Source organism: Tenacibaculum sp. 47A_GOM-205m (genome assembly GCF_000518405.1).
GTDB classification, from domain to species: Bacteria; Bacteroidota; Bacteroidia; order Flavobacteriales; family Flavobacteriaceae; genus Polaribacter; species Polaribacter lutimaris.
In genome coordinates this window covers 533,487-555,572 of sequence record NZ_JADN01000003.1, presented here as the reverse complement: position 1 = coordinate 555,572, position 22,086 = coordinate 533,487, and the positions used below count along the sequence as shown (strand labels likewise).

At 32.3% G+C, this 22,086-nt stretch carries 17 protein-coding genes; 7 read left to right on the top strand and 10 right to left on the bottom strand.

Annotated elements, in window-relative coordinates; all coding sequences use genetic code 11:
- Window positions 1-45: 45 nt before the first annotated feature.
- Together N534_RS14965 and N534_RS0102720 are read right to left on the bottom strand one after the other, a co-directional pair.
- On the bottom strand, window positions 46-1,878 hold the full coding sequence (locus N534_RS14965; protein ID WP_028891010.1) for a PorP/SprF family type IX secretion system membrane protein: 1,833 nt from the start codon (window positions 1,876-1,878) through the stop codon (window positions 46-48).
- Window positions 1,879-1,887: 9 nt separating this feature from the next.
- A complete protein-coding gene (locus N534_RS0102720) occupies window positions 1,888-4,089 on the bottom strand; it encodes a gliding motility-associated C-terminal domain-containing protein (protein ID WP_081728265.1) in 2,202 nt (733 codons plus the stop codon).
- Window positions 4,090-4,366: 277 nt separating this feature from the next.
- Here N534_RS0102720 and cmk point away from each other — a divergent pair, with 277 nt between their 5' ends.
- The gene (cmk, locus tag N534_RS0102715) at window positions 4,367-5,053 is read left to right on the top strand and encodes a (d)CMP kinase (RefSeq protein ID WP_028891008.1); all 687 of its coding nucleotides are present in this window, start codon (window positions 4,367-4,369) and stop codon (window positions 5,051-5,053) included.
- Between the two features lie 94 nt (window positions 5,054-5,147).
- Window positions 5,148-6,635: a bifunctional ADP-dependent NAD(P)H-hydrate dehydratase/NAD(P)H-hydrate epimerase gene (locus N534_RS0102710; RefSeq protein ID WP_028891007.1), complete on the top strand. Its 1,488-nt coding sequence runs from the start codon at window positions 5,148-5,150 to the stop codon at window positions 6,633-6,635.
- Here the strand turns inward: N534_RS0102710 and N534_RS0102705 are convergent.
- The 5 genes from N534_RS0102705 to N534_RS0102685 all read right to left on the bottom strand — a co-directional run bounded on the left by N534_RS0102705 (window position 6,632) and on the right by N534_RS0102685 (window position 13,194).
- Window positions 6,632-8,293: a sodium:solute symporter gene (locus N534_RS0102705; protein WP_028891006.1), complete on the bottom strand. Its 1,662-nt coding sequence runs from the start codon at window positions 8,291-8,293 to the stop codon at window positions 6,632-6,634. The two genes, N534_RS0102710 and N534_RS0102705, sit on opposite strands and share 4 nt — an antisense overlap.
- 130 nt (window positions 8,294-8,423) lie before the next feature.
- On the bottom strand, window positions 8,424-9,185 hold the full coding sequence (locus tag N534_RS0102700; protein ID WP_028891005.1) for a DUF6503 family protein: 762 nt from the start codon (window positions 9,183-9,185) through the stop codon (window positions 8,424-8,426).
- Between the two features lie 118 nt (window positions 9,186-9,303).
- The gene (gene acs, locus N534_RS0102695) at window positions 9,304-11,211 is read right to left on the bottom strand and encodes an acetate--CoA ligase (protein WP_028891004.1); all 1,908 of its coding nucleotides are present in this window, start codon (window positions 11,209-11,211) and stop codon (window positions 9,304-9,306) included.
- Window positions 11,212-11,303: 92 nt separating this feature from the next.
- The gene (locus N534_RS0102690; protein ID WP_028891003.1) at window positions 11,304-11,642 is read right to left on the bottom strand and encodes a DUF779 domain-containing protein; all 339 of its coding nucleotides are present in this window, start codon (window positions 11,640-11,642) and stop codon (window positions 11,304-11,306) included.
- Between the two features lie 52 nt (window positions 11,643-11,694).
- On the bottom strand, window positions 11,695-13,194 hold the full coding sequence (locus N534_RS0102685; RefSeq protein ID WP_028891002.1) for an aldehyde dehydrogenase family protein: 1,500 nt from the start codon (window positions 13,192-13,194) through the stop codon (window positions 11,695-11,697).
- Between the two features lie 199 nt (window positions 13,195-13,393).
- On the opposite strand from N534_RS0102685, the gene N534_RS0102680 reads away from it, so the two are divergent.
- The gene (locus tag N534_RS0102680; RefSeq protein ID WP_028891001.1) at window positions 13,394-14,314 is read left to right on the top strand and encodes an AraC family transcriptional regulator; all 921 of its coding nucleotides are present in this window, start codon (window positions 13,394-13,396) and stop codon (window positions 14,312-14,314) included.
- Window positions 14,315-14,360: 46 nt separating this feature from the next.
- Window positions 14,361-15,140 carry a sulfite exporter TauE/SafE family protein gene (locus tag N534_RS0102675; protein WP_028891000.1) on the top strand — a complete coding sequence of 260 codons (780 nt, stop codon included), beginning with the start codon at window positions 14,361-14,363 and terminating at the stop codon, window positions 15,138-15,140.
- On the opposite strand, the gene N534_RS14960 is transcribed toward N534_RS0102675, so the two are convergent.
- Entirely contained in the window at window positions 15,141-16,796 is a 1,656-nt protein-coding gene (locus N534_RS14960; RefSeq protein WP_081728264.1) for a serine hydrolase, read from the bottom strand.
- Between the two features lie 131 nt (window positions 16,797-16,927).
- The gene (locus tag N534_RS0102665) at window positions 16,928-17,398 is read right to left on the bottom strand and encodes a Dps family protein (RefSeq protein WP_028890999.1); all 471 of its coding nucleotides are present in this window, start codon (window positions 17,396-17,398) and stop codon (window positions 16,928-16,930) included.
- A gap of 116 nt (window positions 17,399-17,514) precedes the next feature.
- On the opposite strand from N534_RS0102665, the gene N534_RS0102660 reads away from it, so the two are divergent.
- Window positions 17,515-18,456 (top strand): hydrogen peroxide-inducible genes activator, encoded by a 942-nt coding sequence (locus N534_RS0102660; protein WP_028890998.1) that lies wholly within the window; start codon window positions 17,515-17,517, stop codon window positions 18,454-18,456.
- A 76-nt stretch (window positions 18,457-18,532) separates the two neighbouring features.
- Here N534_RS0102660 and N534_RS0102655 read toward each other — a convergent pair whose 3' ends face one another.
- Complete coding sequence (locus N534_RS0102655) at window positions 18,533-20,425, bottom strand: SulP family inorganic anion transporter (protein WP_028890997.1); 1,893 nt, start codon at window positions 20,423-20,425, stop codon at window positions 18,533-18,535.
- 147 nt (window positions 20,426-20,572) lie between these two features.
- Between N534_RS0102655 and pyrR the strand changes: the two genes are divergently transcribed.
- Window positions 20,573-21,127 (top strand): bifunctional pyr operon transcriptional regulator/uracil phosphoribosyltransferase PyrR, encoded by a 555-nt coding sequence (gene pyrR / locus N534_RS0102650; protein ID WP_028890996.1) that lies wholly within the window; start codon window positions 20,573-20,575, stop codon window positions 21,125-21,127.
- A gap of 24 nt (window positions 21,128-21,151) precedes the next feature.
- Window positions 21,152-22,084, top strand: a complete 933-nt coding sequence (locus N534_RS0102645; protein ID WP_028890995.1) for an aspartate carbamoyltransferase catalytic subunit — start codon at window positions 21,152-21,154, stop codon at window positions 22,082-22,084.
- The last annotated feature ends 2 nt before the right edge of the window (window positions 22,085-22,086 follow it).

Below are 22,086 nucleotides of genomic sequence, written 5' to 3'. Positions count from 1 at the left end.
TATCATTTGGGGGAATTAATTAATCAAGTTCTTCTGTTATATATTTTATTTAATTTGTATGATAGCTTTACGATCGTAAAAAGCTCCATTTAAATTTGTATTGTACATTTTTATAGCTTCATCTCTATCATTCGTTTTAAAAATGTAAATATGCATAAATCCTGTTTTGGGATCTACAAAATAATCTGCATCTATATCATCATTTCGTAACTCATCTACATTTCTATCAGCTAATGCTTTTTGAGAGTTAACATATACTCGTATATAATATCCTGGTTCAACACCTGCCGCCTCCATAGGGTACACTTTCGCTGGTGGCTGTGTTTTAGGCTCTTCGTAACTTCTAAGCTCTCCTCCTAAAGTAATTTTCACCACATATACAGGATCTTTAGTAGTCTTTTTAACTTTTATAGTTGAATTATCTTTTTTCTCGTCATTCTTTTCAAACAAACGAGTTTTATCGTTAAAATCGTCTACTTTTTCTTGGGCGTCTTCCTCTTTTGCAAACCTATCTAAGTACACGTAGTATAATTTTTTATTTGGCTCAAACACATACTTTGCTTCAATATCTAAACGTTTCCATTTTTCTATTAAGGCTTCTGCATTTTCTTTACTTCTAAACTGGTCTGAAATAACATAATACATAGTACCACCTCCTCCAGAACGCGTTATTGTACTTCTACGCCATGGTTTATTTGATCTTCTTCTTAACGAAGTATCTTTAGCTTCAGCACTATCTTTAATAATTACAGTATTTGTAATTGTTTTTGGTGCTGGTTGATTTTTTAAGATTCGTAACACTTCATCTATCTTCTTATTTAAAATATCAATAGAGTCTTGTGCTTGTTGAATCTCATCTGATAAATCGTTATGTTCCTGATTTTTATATTCTACTTCTTTCTTTGGAGTTCTTTCAGGTAAACTAACTTTTACATTACCAGTTCTTCTTGTTGGACGTTCTCTTGTGTATGATTTTTTACCAAAATTATAAATTAGCCCTACCTCATTTGTTGCGGCAAAGCTACTTTTTTCATAACTAATTCCTATGGCTAAATTTTCTGATAAGTTTATTCCCATTCCTGCAGAAATTCCATAAGTTTTATCATAGCCTGCTTTTATCCAACCTGCTTTGGGTAAATCTACAATAGCACTTCCACCAAAGCCAAATTCATCATTCCCTGGCTTTCTTGCTGTTGCTAAAAACCTTACATCTGCTCCTTCAAAAAGACCTTGTGCATAGGTAAACTCATGAGAATACATTAAATGACCTGAAAATGTTTTTTCTCCAAAAGAAGTAATCATTTCACTCTTTTTGAGATTAAAATCTAGTAAGTTTTCGAAAAATACCCCAACATCAAACTTACCTATAGATAATGTAACTGCTGGTTGAAAATTAACCGCTGGATCATCTTGGTAATTACTTAAAAAAGTGTCGTCTGCATCAGTTACTAGAACTTTACCCCAATTTAAACTTCTTCTACTATATAAAAAATTAAAACCAAAGGTTAAATCCATGGTTTCATTTAGTTGTAAACGATGTGCGTAATTTGCAAGGGCTCCAAAATCTTTTACCGATCCAACATCTTGTTGATACACAGCTACACCTGCTCCAACATTTTCTCTCATCTTACCTGAATAGGCAAGCACATATAAACGAGGATTATCTTCAAAATCTACATTACTATTTCTTACAATAGCTGAAAGTGACGTTTTATTTTCGCGCAGAGCTGAAAAAGTAGGAACGGTTAAAAAGCGATTAAACTTCATGAAATTACGAGAGCTAAAACTATTGTATTGCTGTGCATTACTGGAAGTTTGCGCTTGTAAAGCAAACACATTCAGTACTATTATTATAAATAAAGTAATTTTTCTAATCATTCTAACTTTTTAGTGTAAAACAGATATAGTTCCAGCTTTAATCAACTTATCCTCTCTTATTATTTTATAATAAAAGACTTTTTGATTTCCTAAATCCTCTGTAGGCCAATCATTTCTATATTCAGTTGTTTTTAAAATTTCTTTACCATTAGCGTTGTACAACATTATTGTTACCAATGGTTGAAACGCATATTTATTTGATATTTTCCACGTGTCATTTTTCCCATCTCCATTAGGAGTTAAGGTATTTGGCACTATAACTTGATCATCTGGCTCAACTACCTCTATTGTTCTTACAACCGAACAATTTCCTACCTTTACTAGCACTGTATAAAAACCTAAAGACGTAACTGTTAACTGTTCTGTTGTTGACAATGGTGTTCCTGACACACTTTCTCCTAGGTACCACTCATAAGACTCTCCACCTGCTGCAACCACTACTTCCGAGCTTCCTTCTTCCATTACAACTATTTCTGAAGGCGTTATAGTTACCGCTGAATCATCAAATGGGACTACGTTTATAGGGGCTAACTCATTATCACAACCAAAACCAGAGTATCTTAACACATACTCTCCTACTTCTGTTACCGTTAAAGTTTGAGGGTTAGAAGGGGTTACATCTTCTGTCCCGTCTTTTGTCCACTGATACGTATAACCTGCAATAACATTATTTATTGTATACGTAATTGAAGATCCTGCACACAAAGAGTTCGAATTAGTGTCTGAGGAAACATTTGGCACTTCTACCAATTGTACAGGTAATTCATCTGAGCTCCCTTCAACTAAACCTACTTTAACTGTTAATTGATAAGAGCCACTATCTAAATAAGAACCTAACGACAATTCTTCACTTGTTGCCCCTGAAATAGCAACACCATCTTTACTCCATTGATAATTCAACATGGCAACTTGTGCTGCTGTTAAATCATATTCATTATCATCTGTACCTATGGCTTTTACACCAACAATACTTAAAGTGGTGCTTACCGAATTACACGCTTCATAGTTAGTTGCTGTTCTAATTGTTGCTTTAAATGATTTAACATCTAAAAGCTTGTATTTATCTGAATCAACCACAGCATCACAAGATGAACCCGTACTTTGAGTTACTCTTGCATAATACTCTCCTGCTAACGTATCTCCAGAAGTAGTAGCAGCTGCAGAAACACATAGTTGATTTGCCGATATGCCCATAGACTCATCGTTCTTGTACCATTGAACGGTTCCAGAAGATGCGTCGTGCTCAATACATAACTCTCTATCTTCTCCTGGCAAAATTACTGTTACTAAGGAACCCACTGTATTTACACTAAAACCTGCTGTAGTTTGTTGCTGCAATACCACATTATTTGAAGTCGTTGTACATTCTCCTGTATCAATTACTAAATGGTATGTCCCAAATTGTCCCGTATTAGGCGTTGTGTAAGTAGGTGAATTAGATTCATATACTACCTCCCCATCTTTATACCATTTATATAATAAACCAGGATATGAAACTTTGGCATTAAACTCATATGAATCACCTCCACATATCTCAACTGTTGAAGGGGCATCAATCTGACTATTTTCAGGAGTTAAGATAACAACATTTGTTATTGTAGAAACATTGTTATAACCACAAACACCATAATCAACTTTCACTTGATATTTACCTGACTCAGAAACTATCAACCTAGGTTCTTCTGTCGTGGTAACTAACACATCATCTCTATACCATTCGTATGCTCCATTTTGATTAGTATTTAAGGTGAGTTCTGTATTTCCTGCACCGCAAAGCACAACATTTTCTTGGTAATTATTTATCACCAAATTTCCTGTTGAATACTTATACGCTTCGAATGAATCTGAATCAGGACTTGTCATAACCGGCAAATCTGATACTAAACGTATTTTATAATTCGCGCCAAATGTATTATCGGGTAATTGAAAAGTTCTTGAAAAAGTATATGATGAGTTTTCATTCGTAAAAGAACCTACATTTTTCGGATCACCCCAATTCCCATCAGCATCTGATAATTGAATAGTATAAGTATTACCACTATTAGGTAATGCTGTAACTTTAAAAATCACTGAAAAATCCGTTTGGTATCCACTACAAGCATTTACAAATTGTAGCTCAGGCTTTAATAAAGTCTGGGCCTCTATACTTGTGCTTGTGCAAAAGAGAAGTAGTGCTAAAAGTATTAATATGCTTTTAGTTTTTCTTTTCATTTAAGGGATTTTTAGGGGTTGCCAAATTTATAGTTTTTCTTAACAAAAATATAATAAAACCTGTTAAATTAATAGGGAAATATATAAAATCTATTCTTAACAGACAACTAAAGTTTTTTTCTTCAAAAAAAACATCCTTTGTTTATTCCTGAAAAAACATAAATAATTAACTAACAACGCCTTAAAAAAGAATTATTCTTTCTTAAAATTTCAACACTCTTACCTGTAAAACTATATTAAAAATCTGCCGTATATTTGTTGTTCATTACACTATTTTATGACTAAGAAAATAACTATCGCTATTGACGGCTTTTCATCAACAGGAAAAAGCACTATTGCTAAACAATTAGCAAAAGAATTAGGTTATATTTATGTTGATACAGGCGCTATGTATAGAGCAGTTACTTTGTACGCTATGCAACAAAACTATATTTCCGAAACTTTTTTTAACTCTAACGAGTTGATTGCTGATTTAGACAATGTTTCTTTATCATTTACCTTCAACGAACAACTTGGTTTTGCTGAAATGTTTTTAAATAACATTAACGTTGAAAAAGAAATTAGAACTATTGAAGTTTCTAAACTAGTAAGTAAAGTTGCTACTATTTCTGATGTGCGAAAAAAACTAGTAAAAGAGCAACAAGAAATGGGAAAAAACAAAGGAATTGTAATGGATGGTCGTGATATTGGAACCGTGGTTTTTCCTAATGCTGAATTAAAATTATTTATGACCGCCTCTGCCGATAAACGTGCCACACGTCGCTACAAAGAACTACTTGATCGTGGTGATAAAGTTAATTATGAAGAAATTTTACTAAATGTACAAGAGCGTGATAGAATTGATTCTACCAGAGAAGATTCTCCTTTAATCAAAGCTAATGATGCTATTGAATTTGACAATTCAGATATGGGACTTAAAGAACAATTTGAACGTATTATGAGTCTTGTAAACGCAAGAATTTAACACTCATAAAACAACATGAAATATCATTGAACCGTGCAAAATTTTGCACGGTTCTTTTTTTGGGTTACTATACATAAAATTGTATATTTCCTACATGAAAATACTAGAAAAAATCCTTAATGTTTCTCAAACAAGAGAAGCAGATAAACACACTATTTTAAAAGAAGACATTTCTTCTTTCGCCCTTATGGGACAGGCTTCTCTTGCTTTTGTTAAAGCTATTGAACCTTTATTACAACGTTCACAAAAAATTGCCATTGTTGGTGGTTCTGGAAACAATGGAGGTGATGGATTTGCCATAGCTAGAATTTTAAGAAACAAAAAATACAATATACAGCCCTTTTTAGTTCAGTTTAAAGATATACTTACACCCGATTGTATTATTAACTATGAAAAACTACATGATACAATTGTTATAAATTCAACTAGCGAAATTCCTGATTTTTCTGAGTATGATGTTATTATTGATGGAATTTTTGGTTTTGGACTTTCAAGACCCATTACAGGTTTTACAAAACAAGTTATTGAAAACATCAACAAAGCTAAAAAAACAGTATATGCCGTTGACGTACCTTCTGGATTGTATTGTGATAAACTACCTGACTCTGAAACCATTGTACAAGCAGATATTGTAGTTAGCTTTCAACGCCCTAAACTTTCTTTCTTTTTTCCTGAAAATGGAAACTATGTAAAACACTGGAAAACAGTTGATATTGGTTTAGACGAAAAGTTCGTACAACAACAAGACAGCAAACACTTTATTCTTAATGAGAAAATTGTTGAGATTCTAACTAATAGACCTCGCCAATCTCATAAAGGAGATTATGGACATACTTTACTGATTGCTGGTTCTTATGGTAAAATGGGAGCCGCAACACTATCATCTAAAGCTTGCTTACGAAGTGGAACAGGACTATTAACTACGTATGTTCCTAAATGTGGTTATCAAATTATACAATCTTCCATTCCTGAAGCAATGTGTATAACCGATGAGAATGAAGAATTCGTGGCCCAACTTCCAGAAATTTCCAAATACGACGTTATCGGAATAGGTCCTGGACTAGATACAAACGAAAAAACAATACAAGTTGTAAAAAAACTACTTTCTGAAAGTAAGAATCCGCTAGTTATTGATGCTGATGCCATCAATATTATTGCGCAAAATGAAGAATTAAAATCGTTACTTCCTAAAAATTCTATTTTAACCCCACATGTTAAAGAGTTTGATAGATTGGTTGGAAACTCTGACACCTCAACGGAACGTTTTCAGAAGCAACTAGAGTTTTCTGCAAAATATCAATGTGTGGTAGTTTTAAAAAATGCGTACACTGTGATTTCTTCTCCTGAAGGAAATTTGTACTTCAACACTTCTGGAAACCAAGGAATGGCAACAGGCGGTAGCGGTGATGTACTCACAGGAATCATAACTGGATTATTAGCTCAAAACTATTCGTCTTTACACGCTGCTTTATTAGGTGTATATTTTCATGGAAAAGCAGGTGACGAAGCTGCTAGTAAAAAAGGACACAATGCTTTAATAGCTTCTGATATTATTGATGCTTTACGAATAGAAAAAAGTTAGTTTTCTTTAGAAAATGTTTGGATTATTGTTGCTAATAACATTACTAATCCACACCCTAAAGCATTTAACCACAAATACGGCAACCAATCAATATACCAAACTGCTATGATTATTAGTTGTGTGATTATTGCTGCAACAAATACCGCATTTCCTTTTACGTATTTTATAAAAAAGGCTAATAAGAATATCCCCAGCACGTTTCCGTAGAAAATGGAACCTATAATATTTACGAGCTGAATTAAATTATCAAATAAATTAGCTACACAGGCGACTAAAATTGCTAAAATCCCCCAACCTAAAGTGAACCATTTTGACATTTTTACATAATGCTCTTCGCTATATTCTATTTTAGTATTTCGTTTGTACAAGTCAATCGCTGTTGTACCTCCTAAAGCATTTAATTCAGATGCTGTAGAAGACATGGCTGCTGATAAAATTACTGCTAATAATAGACCTATTAATCCTTTGGGTAAATTATTTAGAATAAAGTGAATAAACACATAATCTTTATCGTTTGTTTCTACTAACGGATCTACTTCTGAAATAATAGTTTTCGCTTCTTCCTTTAGTACTTTATCTTGTTCATTAAACTCTTGAATCTGTGCTACATTATCAGGAGTTAACCCTTCAAAAATCAGCGCTTTTTTTCTTCCTTCAATAAAACGATGCTGCTCTTCTAATTTTACATATTGTTCTATTGTTTCAAGGTTGGAATTTGCTATTGCTTCTCCTGATTTTGGGTTAAAATTTAACGGTGACGGATTAAACTGATAAAATACAAACACCATTACTCCAACTAACAGAATAAAAAACTGCATCGGTACTTTTAACAGCCCATTAAAAATCAATCCTAATTGACTTTCTCTTAATGATTTCCCTGATAAATAGCGCTGTACTTGGCTTTGATCAGTTCCGAAATAAGATAGCATTAAAAAGGTTCCTCCTAAAATACCTGTCCAAACAGTATAACGATTATTTAAATCCCAAGAAAAGTCTAGCACTTTCATTTTATCAGAAGCACCTGCAATTTCTAGTGCTTTGGTAAATGTAATATCGTCTGGTAAATATTGTAATATCAAGTAAAAAGCAACAAACATTCCTGCGAAAATTACAGCCATTTGTTGTTTTTGCGTAACACTCACTGCTTTAGTTCCTCCTGAAACGGTGTAAATAATTACCAAAACACCTATTATTATATTTAGCGTAACTAAATCCCAACCTAAAACTGCTGACAAAATAATAGCTGGGGCAAAAATGGTAATTCCTGCAGCTAATCCACGTTGAATTAAAAACAGAATTGCAGTTAAGGTTCGAGTTTTTTGATCGAACCTTCCCTCTAAATATTCGTAAGCTGTGTAAACTTTTAATCGGTGATAAATAGGAATAAACACCAAACAGATAATTACCATTGCTATTGGTAACCCGAAGTAAAACTGTACAAAGCCCATTCCGCTATGAAACGCTTGTCCTGGAGTAGATAAAAAAGTAATGGCACTGGCTTGTGTTGCCATAACCGACAAACCAATCGTCCACCATTTACTTTCGTTTCCTCCTTTTATATAATCTTCTACATTTTTACTTCCTCTGGTTTTCCAAGCTCCATATAAAACAATAAACAATAAGGTTATTGAAAGAACAATCCAATCTACTATTTGCATGGTTTACTTTGTATATATGTTAGTGATTATATAAAATAACACGATGTATACTAAATTAGCCACTAAGACTAACGTGTATTCTTTTTTCCATACATACTTTTTATCCATACTTTGTTTGTTTATTAGTTGATTATTGTTTTGGTTTTTCGTAAAAACTATTGGCTAAAGATGCTTCGTTTAACAAAGGCATTTTAAACTGAATTGGTTCTCTTGCTGGTTCTGTTGGTTGCCCGTTTTCATCTTTAGCATACCAAGTTATGGATTTTGGCAACAACAAACCGTTAACATTTTCCCAATCGTTGTATCTTATAATTTTATACGCATCTGTTGGTTCTTTACTAAAAAAGGTAACCGTATACCCTAACCAAGCCATTTGTTTTGTTTCTGGATGGTAAAATATAAAATAATTATCATCTGGTGAAGTTCCAACGTTGGCTTTGTATGAAATTTTTATTCCTGGGTAGGTTACTCCTTTATAAATTAGTGGATTTGTTTCTGAATATACAATACCATCATCTGCTAACACAAAAGGCATTGCATAGAAATAAAAATATAGATTATAATAAAACTTAGGATTCCCTTTAAAAGCTGTTGAATCTTGTTGTTGTAACCACACTTCTTTTCCGTCAAATCCTAAAGAATATTCTGGTGAATTTACTACTGTTTTTCGTGAATGTAAATCTGTAGTATGCTCTTCATTTTTTAGTGTGAATGACAATGTTTTCATTTTCTTCCATTGTTCAATTCCTCCATGTTTTTTTAAAACCTCTTCTAAAGCTTTTGGATATTTTAACGTTGCTACTTCTTCTTTTTTACTTGTTTCCTTTTTAACTTCTTTTTTACATGCTATTGAAACAAGAGTTATAGCTATTAGTACTAGTATTTTTTTCATGATAATTGATTTGTTCTAATTGGTCGAAACAATCGTTTAAAATTACACTTAAAAAGAAAACCAACACATTTATAAATGTATTGGCTTTAAAATTTTACTGTTTATTTATTTTCTACAACTAAAGTCTTTCTTTTATAATGTTTTGCACAACCTCTGGGTTTAAGAGCGTAGATACATCTCCTAAATTATCTAATTCGTTGTGTGCTATTTTACGTAGAATACGTCTCATTATTTTTCCTGAACGCGTTTTAGGTAATCCTTCAACAAATTGAATTTTATCTAATTTTGCTATCGGGCCAATATGTTCAGTTATTATTTGATTTATTTCTTTTCGAAGATTGTCTTGATTTCTTTCTTCTCCTGTTTCTTTTAAAATCACATAACCGTACAACGCATTTCCTTTAACATCATGAGGGAAACCTACAATAGCACTTTCTGCTACTGCTGGATGTTCATTTACAGAATCTTCAATAGGAGCGGTTCCTAAATTATGACCTGAAACAATGATTACATCATCTACACGACCTGTAATTCGATAATAGCCTACTTCATCACGTAGCGCTCCATCTCCTGTAAAATACATATTATCATACGCAGAGAAATAAGTTTCTTTATAACGTTGGTGATTTCCCCAAATTGATCTTGCCATAGAAGGCCAAGGATACTTTACACACAAACGACCATCTACCTGATTTCCTTTAATCTCTTTTCCGTTTTCATCAATTAAAGCCAATTGAATTCCTGGAAGTGGTAAAGTTGCATATGTTGGTTTTGTTGGTGTTAAATATGGTAATGGTGAAATCATGATTCCTCCTGTTTCTGTTTGCCACCAAGTATCTACAATTGGATTTTTCTTTTTTCCTACATTATCATTATACCAATGCCATGCTTCTTCATTAATTGGCTCTCCTACCGTACCTAATACTTTTAATGATGATAAATCGTGGCTATCTACAAAATCTAAGTTCTCTTTTGCTAAAGCTCTAATAGCCGTAGGTGCTGTATAAAACTGAGTTATTTTGTGCTTTTCAACTATCTCCCAAAAACGACCAAAATCTGGGTAACTAGGCACACCTTCAAACATTACTGTTGTAGCACCATTAGCTAACGGACCGTATACAATGTAACTATGCCCTGTAATCCAACCAATATCTGCCGTACACCAATAAATATCATTTTCTTTATAATTGAATACATTTTTAAACGTGTATGCTGTATACACCATGTACCCTGCTGTGGTGTGTAACATTCCTTTTGGACTTCCTGTTGAACCAGATGTGTACAAAATAAACAATGGGTCTTCAGCATCCATAATTTCAGGAACACAGTCTTGATAAGCTTCTTCTAATAAAGGCTGTAACCATTTATCACGACCTTCCTTTAATTCAATATCTGAATGAATTCGTTTAGCTACCAACACTGTTTCTATTGATGAACAACTTTCTAATGCTTCATCTACAATACTTTTTAAATCAATTGTTTTAGCTCCTCTGTAAGAACCATCGGAAGTAATTACCATTTTTGCTTCACAATCGTTAATTCTTGTTGCTAAGGCTGTAGATGAGAATCCTGCAAACACTACAGAATGTACCGCTCCTATTCGGGCACAAGCTAAAATAGAAATTGCCAACTCAGGAATCATTGGTAAATAAATACAAACTCTATCTCCCTTTTTTATCCCTTGTTCTTTTAACACATTAGCAAACTTACAAACACGTTTGTGTAATTCCTTGTAAGAAATATGTTCTGCTTCTTCATCTGGGTTATTAGGTTCAAATAAAATAGCTGTTTTATCTCCTCTAATATGTATGTGACGATCTATACAGTTTTCTGTAATATTTAGTTTTGCTCCTTCAAACCATTTAAACTCTGGTTTTGAAAAATCGTACTCTACAACTTTATCCCATTTTTTTCTCCAAACGAAGTGCTCTTCTGCTATTTCTTCCCAAAATAACTCTGGGTTTCTTACTGACTTTCTATATAATTGAAAATATTCTTCTAATGTTTTTACGTGGTAGTTACTCATTCTTATACATCTTTTATTTTAGCTTAAGCCACTAAAATAAATCATTTTTAATTGTTTATCAACTTATTAATTCCTTCTTCTTAAAACATAAACTAATCTTCATCATTTTGCAATAAGCGAGAATGCACAATAAAACGAACTCCTAAAGGTATTTCTAATGAGAAACTAGAACCTCTACCTTCGGTTATATCTATTGTTAAATGAGTATGTTTCCAATATTCGTATTGGTCTTTATTCATATAAAAAGGGACTTCTTCTAACACTCCTAATAAAACATCACTATCATCTAAATACATTTCATCCTTAGGAAAAATCATTGGTGATGAACCATCACAACAACCTCCACTTTGATGAAAAATTAAATCTCCATGTTCTTTTTTTAGTTTTTCAACTATCGCTTTTGCCGCATCTGTTATTGCTACTCTTTCCATCTTTTTTAATTATAAAATACTGAGCTTTTTCAAGCTCAGTATTTTCAAACAACTAAAAGAACCCTAACTTGTTTTTATCGTACGATATCAACATGTTTTTAGTCTGACGATAGTGGTCCATCATCATTAAGTGGGTCTCTCTACCAAATCCTGATTTTTTGTAACCTCCAAATGGCGCATGTGCAGGGTATGCATGGTAACAGTTTACCCAAACTCTACCTGCTTTAATTGCTCTTGGAATTTGATACAACTGATGCGCATCACGTGTCCAAACCCCTGCTCCTAATCCGTACATTGTGTCATTCGCTATTTCTAAAGCTTCTGCTTCATCTTTAAACTTTGTAACACAAACTACAGGTCCGAAAATCTCTTCTTGGAACACACGCATTTTATTATGCCCTTCTAAAATAGTTGGCTTGATGTAAAAACCATTTGCTAAATCTCCATCTAACTTATTAGCTTCTCCACCACATAATACTTTTGCTCCTTCTTCTTTTCCTATATTAATATAGGCTTGAATTTTTTCGTATTGATCGTTAGATGCTTGTGCACCAACCATTGTATTAACATCGTATGGACTGTTTTGTACGATAGCTTTTGTTCTTGCTACCACACGTTCCATAAACTTATCATAAATATCTTCTTGTACTAAAATACGTGACGGACAGGTACATACTTCTCCTTGATTAAAAGCAAACAAAACAGCTCCTTCAATTGCTTTATCTAAAAATGCATCATCTTCATCCATTACACTATTAAAGAAAATGTTTGGAGACTTTCCTCCTAACTCCATTGTAACAGGGTTTAAGTTTTTAGAAGCATATTGCATAATCAATTGTCCTGTAGTAGTTTCACCTGTAAAGGCTACTTTGTCTATTCTTGGACTCGATGCCAATGGTTTTCCTGCTTCAGGCCCAAAACCGTGCACTACGTTTAAAACTCCTGGAGGAAAAACACCTGCTATTTTTTCCATTAATAATGTTGCAGATGATGGTGTTTGTTCTGCTGGTTTTAACACCACACAGTTTCCTGTTGCTAATGCAGGAGGCAACTTCCACGATAACATTAAAAGAGGGAAATTCCAAGGAATAATTTGTCCAACAACTCCTAAAGGCTCTTTAATGTTCATTGATAAGGTATTTTGGTCAAGCTCGGTAGCACTACCCTCTTCTGCTCTAATTGCTGCAGCAAAATAACGCCAATGATCTGCCGCTAGAGGAACATCTGCATTTAAGGTTTCTCTTATAGGTTTTCCATTATCACAAGTTTCTACTAGTGCAAATTCTTCTAAATTCGCTTCAATAATGTCCGCTACTTTATTTAATAAAGAAGCTCTTTCTGCAGCAGAAGTATTTCCCCAACTCTCTTTAGCTGCATTTGCAGCATCTAAAGCTAACTCTACATCTTCTTTTTGTGATCTTGGATATTTTGCAATGATACTATTATCTATTGGAGACCTATTCTCGAAATACTCTCCTCCTAACGGAGCAACAAACTCTCCATTAATAAAATTAGCATACGTGTCTTTAAACTTTGGTTTAGTATAACTCATAAACTTTGTATTTTTGTGTTTTATTTGAATTTAGTCAACGAAATAACATTTTCTTAATTAATCATATGTAAAAATGAATATTTCGTAATTTTGGTAAAAGTATAATATCAGATAACCAATACATTGAACATATTTATTAAATTGTAACACATATCTATTATTCCCCAAAAAACACAAATCGAATTTTGTACTATTGATTATGAATCATTTATTAAGTCGCCATAAAGAAAGCCGAAAACTCACTACTTTAGTTGAAAACAGAACTACATATAACGCTGAATATGCTGAGTTGAATATTTTTGAAACTCACAAACATGCTGAACAAGTTTCGTTAACTTTTGACTTTCCTGTGATTGCGAGTATGCTAACCGGAAAAAAAATAATGCATTTAGAAGGAATGGATCCTTTTGATTTTTTCCCTGGCGAATCTGTAGTAATGCCAAAAAACAAAGAAATGATTATTGATTTTCCTTTAGCAGATAAAAACAATCCTACTCAGTGTTTAGCTTTAGGAATTGATTCGCATAAAATTGATGAAATTGTAGAAAAATTCAATCATAATGTAGCTATAGAGAGAGAAAATAACAACTGGAGCTTGAATGATAATTCGTCACATTTGGTTCATAATACGGATATTAATCATTTAGTTGGACGTTTAGTACACACTTTTACTGACCAAAATAAATCTAAAGACATTTTATTGGATCTTATGATTCAAGAATTAATTGTTAGACTTTTACAAACTAAGGCTAAAGCTTTTATTTTAAATGATCCTACCGATACGTTTTCTGATACTCGAATAGGTATGGTTATTAAATTTATAAAAAACAACCTTACTAATAAAGATATTACAGTTGAGCTTTTAGCTGAAAAAGCTTGTATGAGTACTTCTCATTTTCATAAAAAGTTTAAAAACACCTTAGGAATCTCTCCTATTGATTATATCAATTCTGAAAAAATTAAATTTTCTAAGAAACTGATAAAACAATCTAAAAACCTACGAATCTCTGAAATAGCTTACAAATCTGGTTTTAATAATATTAGCTACTTTAACAGACAGTTTAAAAAAATGGAGATGATTACTCCTCAGCAGTTTAAAAAGTCTTTTCTAAAAGAGTAAATCATCAGCTTTTTTCAAAAAACTTTTATAGTTACATTTGTTTAATATGATGATATCTCTTTTTTTAGATGTTTTAAGCACTAATTGGTACATAATCTTACTTTTTTTTATTGTTGCTGTTCTATACTCCTCTGTCGGGTTTGGTGGAGGTTCTAGTTACTTAGCTGTTTTAGCGCTTACAGGATTACTTTTTACACAAATAAGAGCTACAGCTTTACTTTGTAATGTGATGGTTGTTACCGGAAATGTTTTACTATACACACAACAAAAACAATATAACTGGAAAAAGGTTATTCCACTCACTTTGTTTAGTATCCCTTTAGCATTTTTAGGTGGCTATTTAAAAATAAGTCAAACATTTTTCTTTATTCTTTTAGGTTTTACACTACTTTTTGCTGCTATTACCATGTGGATTTCTAACAAAGTAGTTACCAATAATAGTAAAACTAAAGATTTAAACTTAGCTAAAAATGCGGGTTATGGTGGAGTAATTGGTTTTATTTCTGGAATGGTTGGTATTGGTGGTGGTATTTTCTTAGCTCCGTTACTTCATTTAACCAATTGGGACACTCCTAAAAAAATAGCAGCAACTGCTAGCTTTTTTATTTTGGTAAACTCTATATCTGGCTTGATAGGTCAATACACAAACCCTGAGTTTTATATTGATTGGAAACTTACTTCTATTTTATTAATTACCGTTTTTATTGGCGGACAAATTGGTAGCAGAATGAGCAATCAGCTCTTTACTCCTACTCAATTAAAAAAGGCAACCGCTATTTTGATTGCCTTTGTAAGTATTCGTATTTTAATAAAATATTTATTCTAATTATTGCCTTACCCCTTTCATTTCTCTTCCTCCTTGATACAATGTTAACGCTGTAATTATTCCATTTTCATTCCCATGAAATTCTATACTCGCTTGCACTACTTTTAAAAAGAATTTTGTTTGGTTTTCTGCAAATAATTCAAATTGTGATTGCCCAGTAGCTTGAGCAAATAATTGGTTTCCTTTAGAAGTTACTGTAATTACAAACCCTGGTTGTAACTCATATTTACCTTCATATCTTTTTAAAACATCTGGAGCTACCAAAACTTCCTTCTTCTCCTTTGGCGCTTCTTTATCTGTAAAAACACCTATTTCTTTATTAATTCTGTTTTGAAAAATAGCTGTTTTCTTTCCTCTTTTTTCTGAAAACTTATACGTATAAAATCCGTCTTCAAAAGAAAATTCATTAGATGAAGTTGGATACATTTTAAAATTACTTGAACTACCTTCTCTTTGACTATACAATTGATTATCTTTTAAACTAATGAAACGAATCCCTCCATCTTCAAACTCATAAGCGCCTACCCATTTATTTAATTCTTCTTTTGATATAGAAAAATTACTATCGGCTACAGAAAAAGGTTTATTAATAGCTAAAGCCGCAATTTTTATAGCTAAGTCTGTTGGTGATTTACACCCACAATTAGAAAATACAATTACATACACATCTTCACTCGGAACATACACTCCCATAGATTTATAACCAGGTATTGAACCTCCATGCTCCAAAGTTGGCACACCTTTTATTTCGTTTAAATTCCAACCATATCCATAATTCATTTTCTTTCCGTTATTCAGAGTGTAATTGGTAAACGCTTTATCAATTGTTTCTTTTTTTACTAATGTGTTATTACGAATGGCTGTTTGCCACTTTAACATATCATCTACATTTGACATGATTGAACCTGCCGCATAAGGTAATGTCATACTTATATATTGGGCATTTGAATATTCTCCATTTCTCATTCGATAACCTGCTGCTCTATTCTTAATCAGTTTGGAACGACTTCCATAATAAGAAGAATTCATATTTAATTTCTTAAAAATTCGAGTTTCAACAAACTCTGGATAACTCATTCCGCTAGTTTTTTCTATAATATATCCTAAAATAAAATACCCTGAATTGTTATATAAATACTTTTCTCCTGGCTCAAAATCCATTGGTTCATTTTTAAAGAAATCAATAAATTTTAAAGGCTCCATATCTTTTGTTGTTACTTCACCAAACTTTTGCATTGATGTATAACTTTTAATTCCAGAAGTATGAGTTAATAAATGGTGTATTGTAATTCGTTTTCCTTTAGTTGGGTAATCAGATATATATTTTGTAATATCATCTTCTAAACTTAGCTTACCTTCTTCTAATAGCATTAATATTGAAACTGATGTAAATTGTTTTGTTATTGAACCTACTTCAAAAACATTTTCTGGCTTCATGTTTACATCTAACTCTATATTAGCTTTCCCAAAAGCTTTTCTGTAAATAACATTTCCTTTTTTTGCAACCAAAGCTACTGCTCCGGTTTCATTATTTTTGAATTTCGATTGTAAAACTTCATCTATTTTTAATTCTAAATTCTGAGCTAATATCACGTTTGTTAACAACAGACACAAAAAGAAAACAAATGCTTTTTTAATTCGGTTTAGTGTTTTCATTATTCATTTTTTTGATTAGTATACTCATACGACGATAGATAAAAAAATAAGTTACAGATTTTTCATTTAAAACAAAAAAAGCAACGCGTACACGTTGCCTTTGTATCCCCTAAAAAATAGGTGAGTAGTTCTTAGCCTAACCAAGCATTCATCATCCATATCGTTTTTTCTTGTTCTGCAATAAAATCACTCATCATTGAGTTTGTACCTTCATCTTCAGCTTCGTCAGACAAATCAAGAATTGTACGTTCTATTTTTAATAATTCAGACAATGAGCTTATAATTAATTTAACTGCTTCAACATCGTTTGAAATATTTTTCCCTACAGGAACTTTTGATACACTTGTATAATCATCAAAAGTATGTAAAGGCGTACCTTGAAGTGTTAAAATACGCTCTGCTATTAAATCTACTTTTTCCTGTGCATCTGTATAAAACTCTTCAAACTTCATATGTAACTCAAAAAAGTTTTTTCCTTTAATATTCCAGTGCAAACCTCTTGCATTTTGATAATATACTTGAAAGTTAGCTAACAAAGTATTTAACTCATTTACTAAAGTTGTTGTTTTTTGTTTGTCTAACCCTAAAATTGTAGTCGTCATAGTGTATTGATTTTAAGTTTTTTACTTTTTCTATTACAAATTTAGCGCAACTTTTCATGTTTTAACTATAAAGGTTATTGATTGTTTTAATATCTTTATCGAAAATTATTATACAAATGACTATAACGCAATTAAAATATACACTTGCTGTTGCTGAATATAAAAACTTTACAATTGCTGCAGAGCATTGCTTTGTAACTCAACCAACACTTAGTATGCAAATTCAAAAGTTGGAAGAAGAATTAGATGCTAAAATTTTTAATCGCTCAAAAAAACCTATAGAATTAACAGAAGTAGGAAAACGTATTGTAGAACAAGCTAAAGTTATTGTTGATGAAAGTAATCGTATTATAGATATTGTTCATCAACAAAAAGGATATATTGGAGGAGAGTTTAGAGTAGGAATCATCCCTACTATTATGCCTACGTTACTTCCTATGTTTTTAAAAACTTTCAGCAAAAACTATCCTAAAGTTAAATTAATTATTGAAGAGTTAACTACTGAAGAAATTGTTAGAAAGTTAATGGATGGTTATATCGATGCTGCTATCGCTGCTACTCCACTAGAAAATGAAGCTATTAAAGAACGTGTTTTATATTATGAGCCATTTGTTGGTTTAGTTCCTAGTGAACATCGTTTATTCAATCAAAAGAAATTAAAAGTTGACGATTTAGAGGTTGATGATATTTTACTATTAGAAGATGGACATTGTTTTAAAGACAGTGTAATTAACCTTTGTAGAACAAATAAAAGAAGTGCTACACATCACTTTCAGTTAGAAAGCGGAAGTTTTGATACACTCATTAAGCTATCTAAAGATGGGCTAGGAATGACCTTACTTCCCTATTTAAACACCTTAGATTTAAATGATAGAGACAAAGCTCATTTAAGAGAATTTGAAACTCCACCACCTGCTCGTGAAGTAAGTTTAATTTATCATAAATCACAGTTAAAAATGCAATTGATAGAAGCTTTAAAAACTACAATTGACAGTGTTATTAGAGGAGCTATTGCTTTTAGTGATGTAGAAATTATAAGTCCACTTCAAAAAAACTAGTTTTTCAAAAAAAGGTTTATATCATAATAAAAAATCCCGCTATTAGCGGGATTTTTTATTTTTAATCGCTCAGCGATTAAAAACTATATTCTGATAATGGCTTTGGAAAATCTTCTGGATTTGCTGCTAAATGATAACGAGGATCATCTACCGCCTCTTCAATAACATCTGCAAAAATCGGGCTTGCTTTATAAAGCAATACCTTACAATCTTCACTTAAATGTTTTAAAGTTACCTTTTTCCCTGCCTTTTGATATTTTTCTACTAATATAAAAATAGCTTCTATAGCTGAATGATCAGAAATACGCGACTCTACAAAGTCAATCTCCACATTATCTGGATCATTCTTAATATCAAACTTTTCGTTAAAAGCAGTAATACTTCCGAAGAATAAAGGCCCCCAAATTTCGTAAATTTTGGTTCCATCTTGTTTAAAACGTTTTCTCGCTCTAATTTTTTTAGCATTTTCCCAAGCAAAAACTAATGCTGAAATAATTACTCCGACAAATACAGCAATTGCTAAATCAAAAATCACGGTTACCGCTGATACTATAATTAATACAATAGCATCTGATTTTGGTATCTTGTTCATAATTCTGAAGCTCGACCATGCAAATGTGTCAATTACCATCATAAACATTACTCCTACTAAAGCTGCAATAGGTACTTGTTCAATATATTTATCTGCAAAAAGGATAAAAATTAATAAAGTAACCGCCATCATAACTCCTGATAAACGTCCTCTACCACCTGCGTTAATGTTAATTACTGTTTGACCAATCATACCACAACCACCAGTTCCTCCAAACAAACCACTTAACATATTCCCTGCTCCTTGTGCTATACATTCTTTATTACCATCACCTCTTGAATCTGTTAACTCATCCACTAAATTCATCGTCATTAATGTTTCAATTAATCCAACTGAAGCAGCTAAAAAGGCATATGGCGCTATAAACTTCAACGTATCTAAGTTGAATGGTAAATTGCTCCAAAGTTCTGCTAAATTCATTTTTTTAGAAATCTCATCAAAACCATTTAAACCTACTCCTCCACCATCTCTAATAAAATCTCCAACATTGATAGACTCTAATCCTCCAATAATAGACACAAATGTTACAATTAAAATAGCTGTTAAAGCTGCTGGTACTTTTGTTGTTAATTTAGGTAGTAACCATATAATTAACATCGTTAACAACACTAACCCCACCATAGTGTATAACTTAGTTCCTTGTAAAGTAGATTTTACAACTCCGCTATCTTTTACTGAATAAAATCCGTCATTTTCTATATTAAAAACAACCTTTTTTGTTTTAGCATCAAAAACTTGTGTGTCTGATTTTACAAAAACTTCTTGGTTTGTTTGATTGTTGATAATTGAATTCCCTTTGATTGAAAATAATGCAGCATTTGATACTAGGTCTTGTACTTCATTATCTGCTATTTTATAAACTAGTTCTTTCGATTCGGTTTTACGCATGTTTTGTCCAAAAACATCTTTCTTATTTTCTTTAAACATTCCTAGTTGCGCAATAAAAATAACTACTGCTAAACCGTTTACGAATCCCATCATTACTGGATGTGGAATTAGCCTAACTAATTTTCCAAGTTTAAACACTCCTGCTAAAACCTGAATAATCCCCATTAAAACTACTGCTGCTAATAAGTAGAAATACCCCATATTTTCTACAGGTGTATCAAATAGCAATCCTTTTGCATGTCCTTCTTGAATCATAGTAACAAAAATTACAGCTACAGCTCCTGCTGCACCAGAAATTAATCCTGGTCTACCTCCAAAAATCGCAGAAATGATTCCTATAACAAACGCTCCAAATAACGCAACAATAGGACTTATTTGAGCTACAAAAGCGAAAGCTACTACTTCTGGTATCATTGCTAACGATACTGTAATACCTGCTAACGAATCATCTTTTATGTTAATCTTCTTACTTTTAATGTATTTCATCATAATTTCTAAGAGTCTTTTGTAAAAGTGGGCAAATGTAAAGATAATTTTATAGACCAAGTTTTACGTTTCATTAAGTTTAATTTTGTCAACTTTATTTTTTGCCGTAATTTTGAACGTTGAACTATCAAACCAATTTGGTAGCAACAAATGAGCAGAAAAACACTACTTACTTCGAAAGAAATTGAAATCATTCTGCATCGATTAGCCTGTCAGTTAATCGAGAATCACAACGATTTTTCTAATACCGTATTAATAGGATTACAACCTAGAGGTACTTATTTAGCTAATCGATTAGCTAAATTACTAAGAGATGAGTACAACATAAAGGACTTACAATTAGGTTTTTTAGACATTACTTTTTATCGTGATGATTTTCGCAGAAGACAAGAACCACTAGAAGCCACTTCAACCCAAATTGACTTTTTAATTGAAGATAAAAAAGTGGTAATTATTGATGATGTATTATACTCAGGAAGAAGCGTTCGAAGTGCTTTAACGGCATTACAATCGTACGGAAGACCTGATAACATTGAGTTGTTAGTATTAATTGACCGTCGTTTTAGCCGTCATTTACCAATTCAACCTAATTACCGAGGAAGACAAGTAGATGCCATCAACGAAGAAAAAGTAGTTGTTTGTTGGCAAGAAACTCATAAAGAAGACACAATTTACCTTGAACCCAAGCCCTCAAAGCTTGATTAGTTATGATTAAAAAAACAAACTAAAATGAAGCAGTTAAGCGTTGAACATTTATTAGGAATTAAATACCTTAACAAAAATGACCTTGAGCTTATTTTTGAAACCGCTGCTCATTTTAAAGAAGTCATTAACAGACCTATAAAAAAGGTTCCTTCATTACGTGATATTACTATTGCCAACTTATTTTTTGAAAATAGTACCCGTACAAAACTTTCTTTTGAATTAGCAGAAAAACGTTTATCAGCTGATGTTATTAATTTCTCAGCAGGACAATCATCCGTAAAAAAAGGAGAAACACTAATTGACACCGTTAATAACATTTTATCAATGAAAGTTGATATTGTTGTTATGCGCCACTCCAATGTAGGAGCAGGAATTTTCTTATCAAAACATGTAGATGCAAAAATTATAAATGCTGGTGATGGTACACACGAACATCCAACACAAGCTCTGTTAGATAGTTTTTCAATGCGTGAAGCTTTAAATAGCGATTTAAAAGGAAAGAAAATCTTGATTGTTGGTGATGTATTGCACTCACGTGTAGCCTTGTCAAATATTTTTGCTTTACAACTACAAGGAGCTAAGGTAAAAGTTTGTGGACCTACCACTTTAATTCCGCGTTATATTTCTAGCCTAGGAGTTGAAGTAGAAACCAATCTTAAAAAAGCTTTAGAGTGGTGTGATGTAGCCAATGTGTTACGTGTACAACACGAACGTATGGATATTAAATATTTTCCTTCAACAAGAGAATACACACAGCTTTTTGGTATAAATAAAGAAATTTTAGACAACCTTGATAAAAAGATTGTTATTATGCACCCTGGGCCGATAAACCGTGGTGTAGAATTAACAAGTGATGTTGCTGACAGTAACCAATCTATTATCTTAAATCAGGTAGAAAATGGAGTTGCTGTACGTATGGCAGTAATTTATTTGTTAGCGCAACAAATAAAAAGGTAACT

What these genes read in the sequence shown, in the direction of transcription:
- pyrR (WP_028890996.1), top strand. Translation starts at nt 20,573, where the DNA reads ATGAGCAGAAAAACACTACTTACTTCGAAAGAAATTGAAATCATTCTG.
- N534_RS0102645 (WP_028890995.1), top strand. Translation starts at nt 21,152, where the DNA reads ATGAAGCAGTTAAGCGTTGAACATTTATTAGGAATTAAATACCTTAAC.
- N534_RS0102710 (WP_028891007.1), top strand. Translation starts at nt 5,148, where the DNA reads ATGAAAATACTAGAAAAAATCCTTAATGTTTCTCAAACAAGAGAAGCA.
- N534_RS0102675 (WP_028891000.1), top strand. Translation starts at nt 14,361, where the DNA reads ATGATGATATCTCTTTTTTTAGATGTTTTAAGCACTAATTGGTACATA.
- N534_RS0102685 (WP_028891002.1), bottom strand. Translation starts at nt 13,194, where the DNA reads ATGAGTTATACTAAACCAAAGTTTAAAGACACGTATGCTAATTTTATT.
- acs (WP_028891004.1), bottom strand. Translation starts at nt 11,211, where the DNA reads ATGAGTAACTACCACGTAAAAACATTAGAAGAATATTTTCAATTATAT.
- N534_RS0102700 (WP_028891005.1), bottom strand. Translation starts at nt 9,185, where the DNA reads ATGAAAAAAATACTAGTACTAATAGCTATAACTCTTGTTTCAATAGCA.
- N534_RS14960 (WP_081728264.1), bottom strand. Translation starts at nt 16,796, where the DNA reads ATGAAAACACTAAACCGAATTAAAAAAGCATTTGTTTTCTTTTTGTGT.
- N534_RS0102665 (WP_028890999.1), bottom strand. Translation starts at nt 17,398, where the DNA reads ATGACGACTACAATTTTAGGGTTAGACAAACAAAAAACAACAACTTTA.
- N534_RS0102655 (WP_028890997.1), bottom strand. Translation starts at nt 20,425, where the DNA reads ATGATGAAATACATTAAAAGTAAGAAGATTAACATAAAAGATGATTCG.
- N534_RS0102680 (WP_028891001.1), top strand. Translation starts at nt 13,394, where the DNA reads ATGAATCATTTATTAAGTCGCCATAAAGAAAGCCGAAAACTCACTACT.
- N534_RS0102660 (WP_028890998.1), top strand. Translation starts at nt 17,515, where the DNA reads ATGACTATAACGCAATTAAAATATACACTTGCTGTTGCTGAATATAAA.
- N534_RS0102705 (WP_028891006.1), bottom strand. Translation starts at nt 8,293, where the DNA reads ATGCAAATAGTAGATTGGATTGTTCTTTCAATAACCTTATTGTTTATT.
- cmk (WP_028891008.1), top strand. Translation starts at nt 4,367, where the DNA reads ATGACTAAGAAAATAACTATCGCTATTGACGGCTTTTCATCAACAGGA.
- N534_RS0102690 (WP_028891003.1), bottom strand. Translation starts at nt 11,642, where the DNA reads ATGGAAAGAGTAGCAATAACAGATGCGGCAAAAGCGATAGTTGAAAAA.
- N534_RS14965 (WP_028891010.1), bottom strand. Translation starts at nt 1,878, where the DNA reads ATGATTAGAAAAATTACTTTATTTATAATAATAGTACTGAATGTGTTT.
- N534_RS0102720 (WP_081728265.1), bottom strand. Translation starts at nt 4,089, where the DNA reads ATGAAAAGAAAAACTAAAAGCATATTAATACTTTTAGCACTACTTCTC.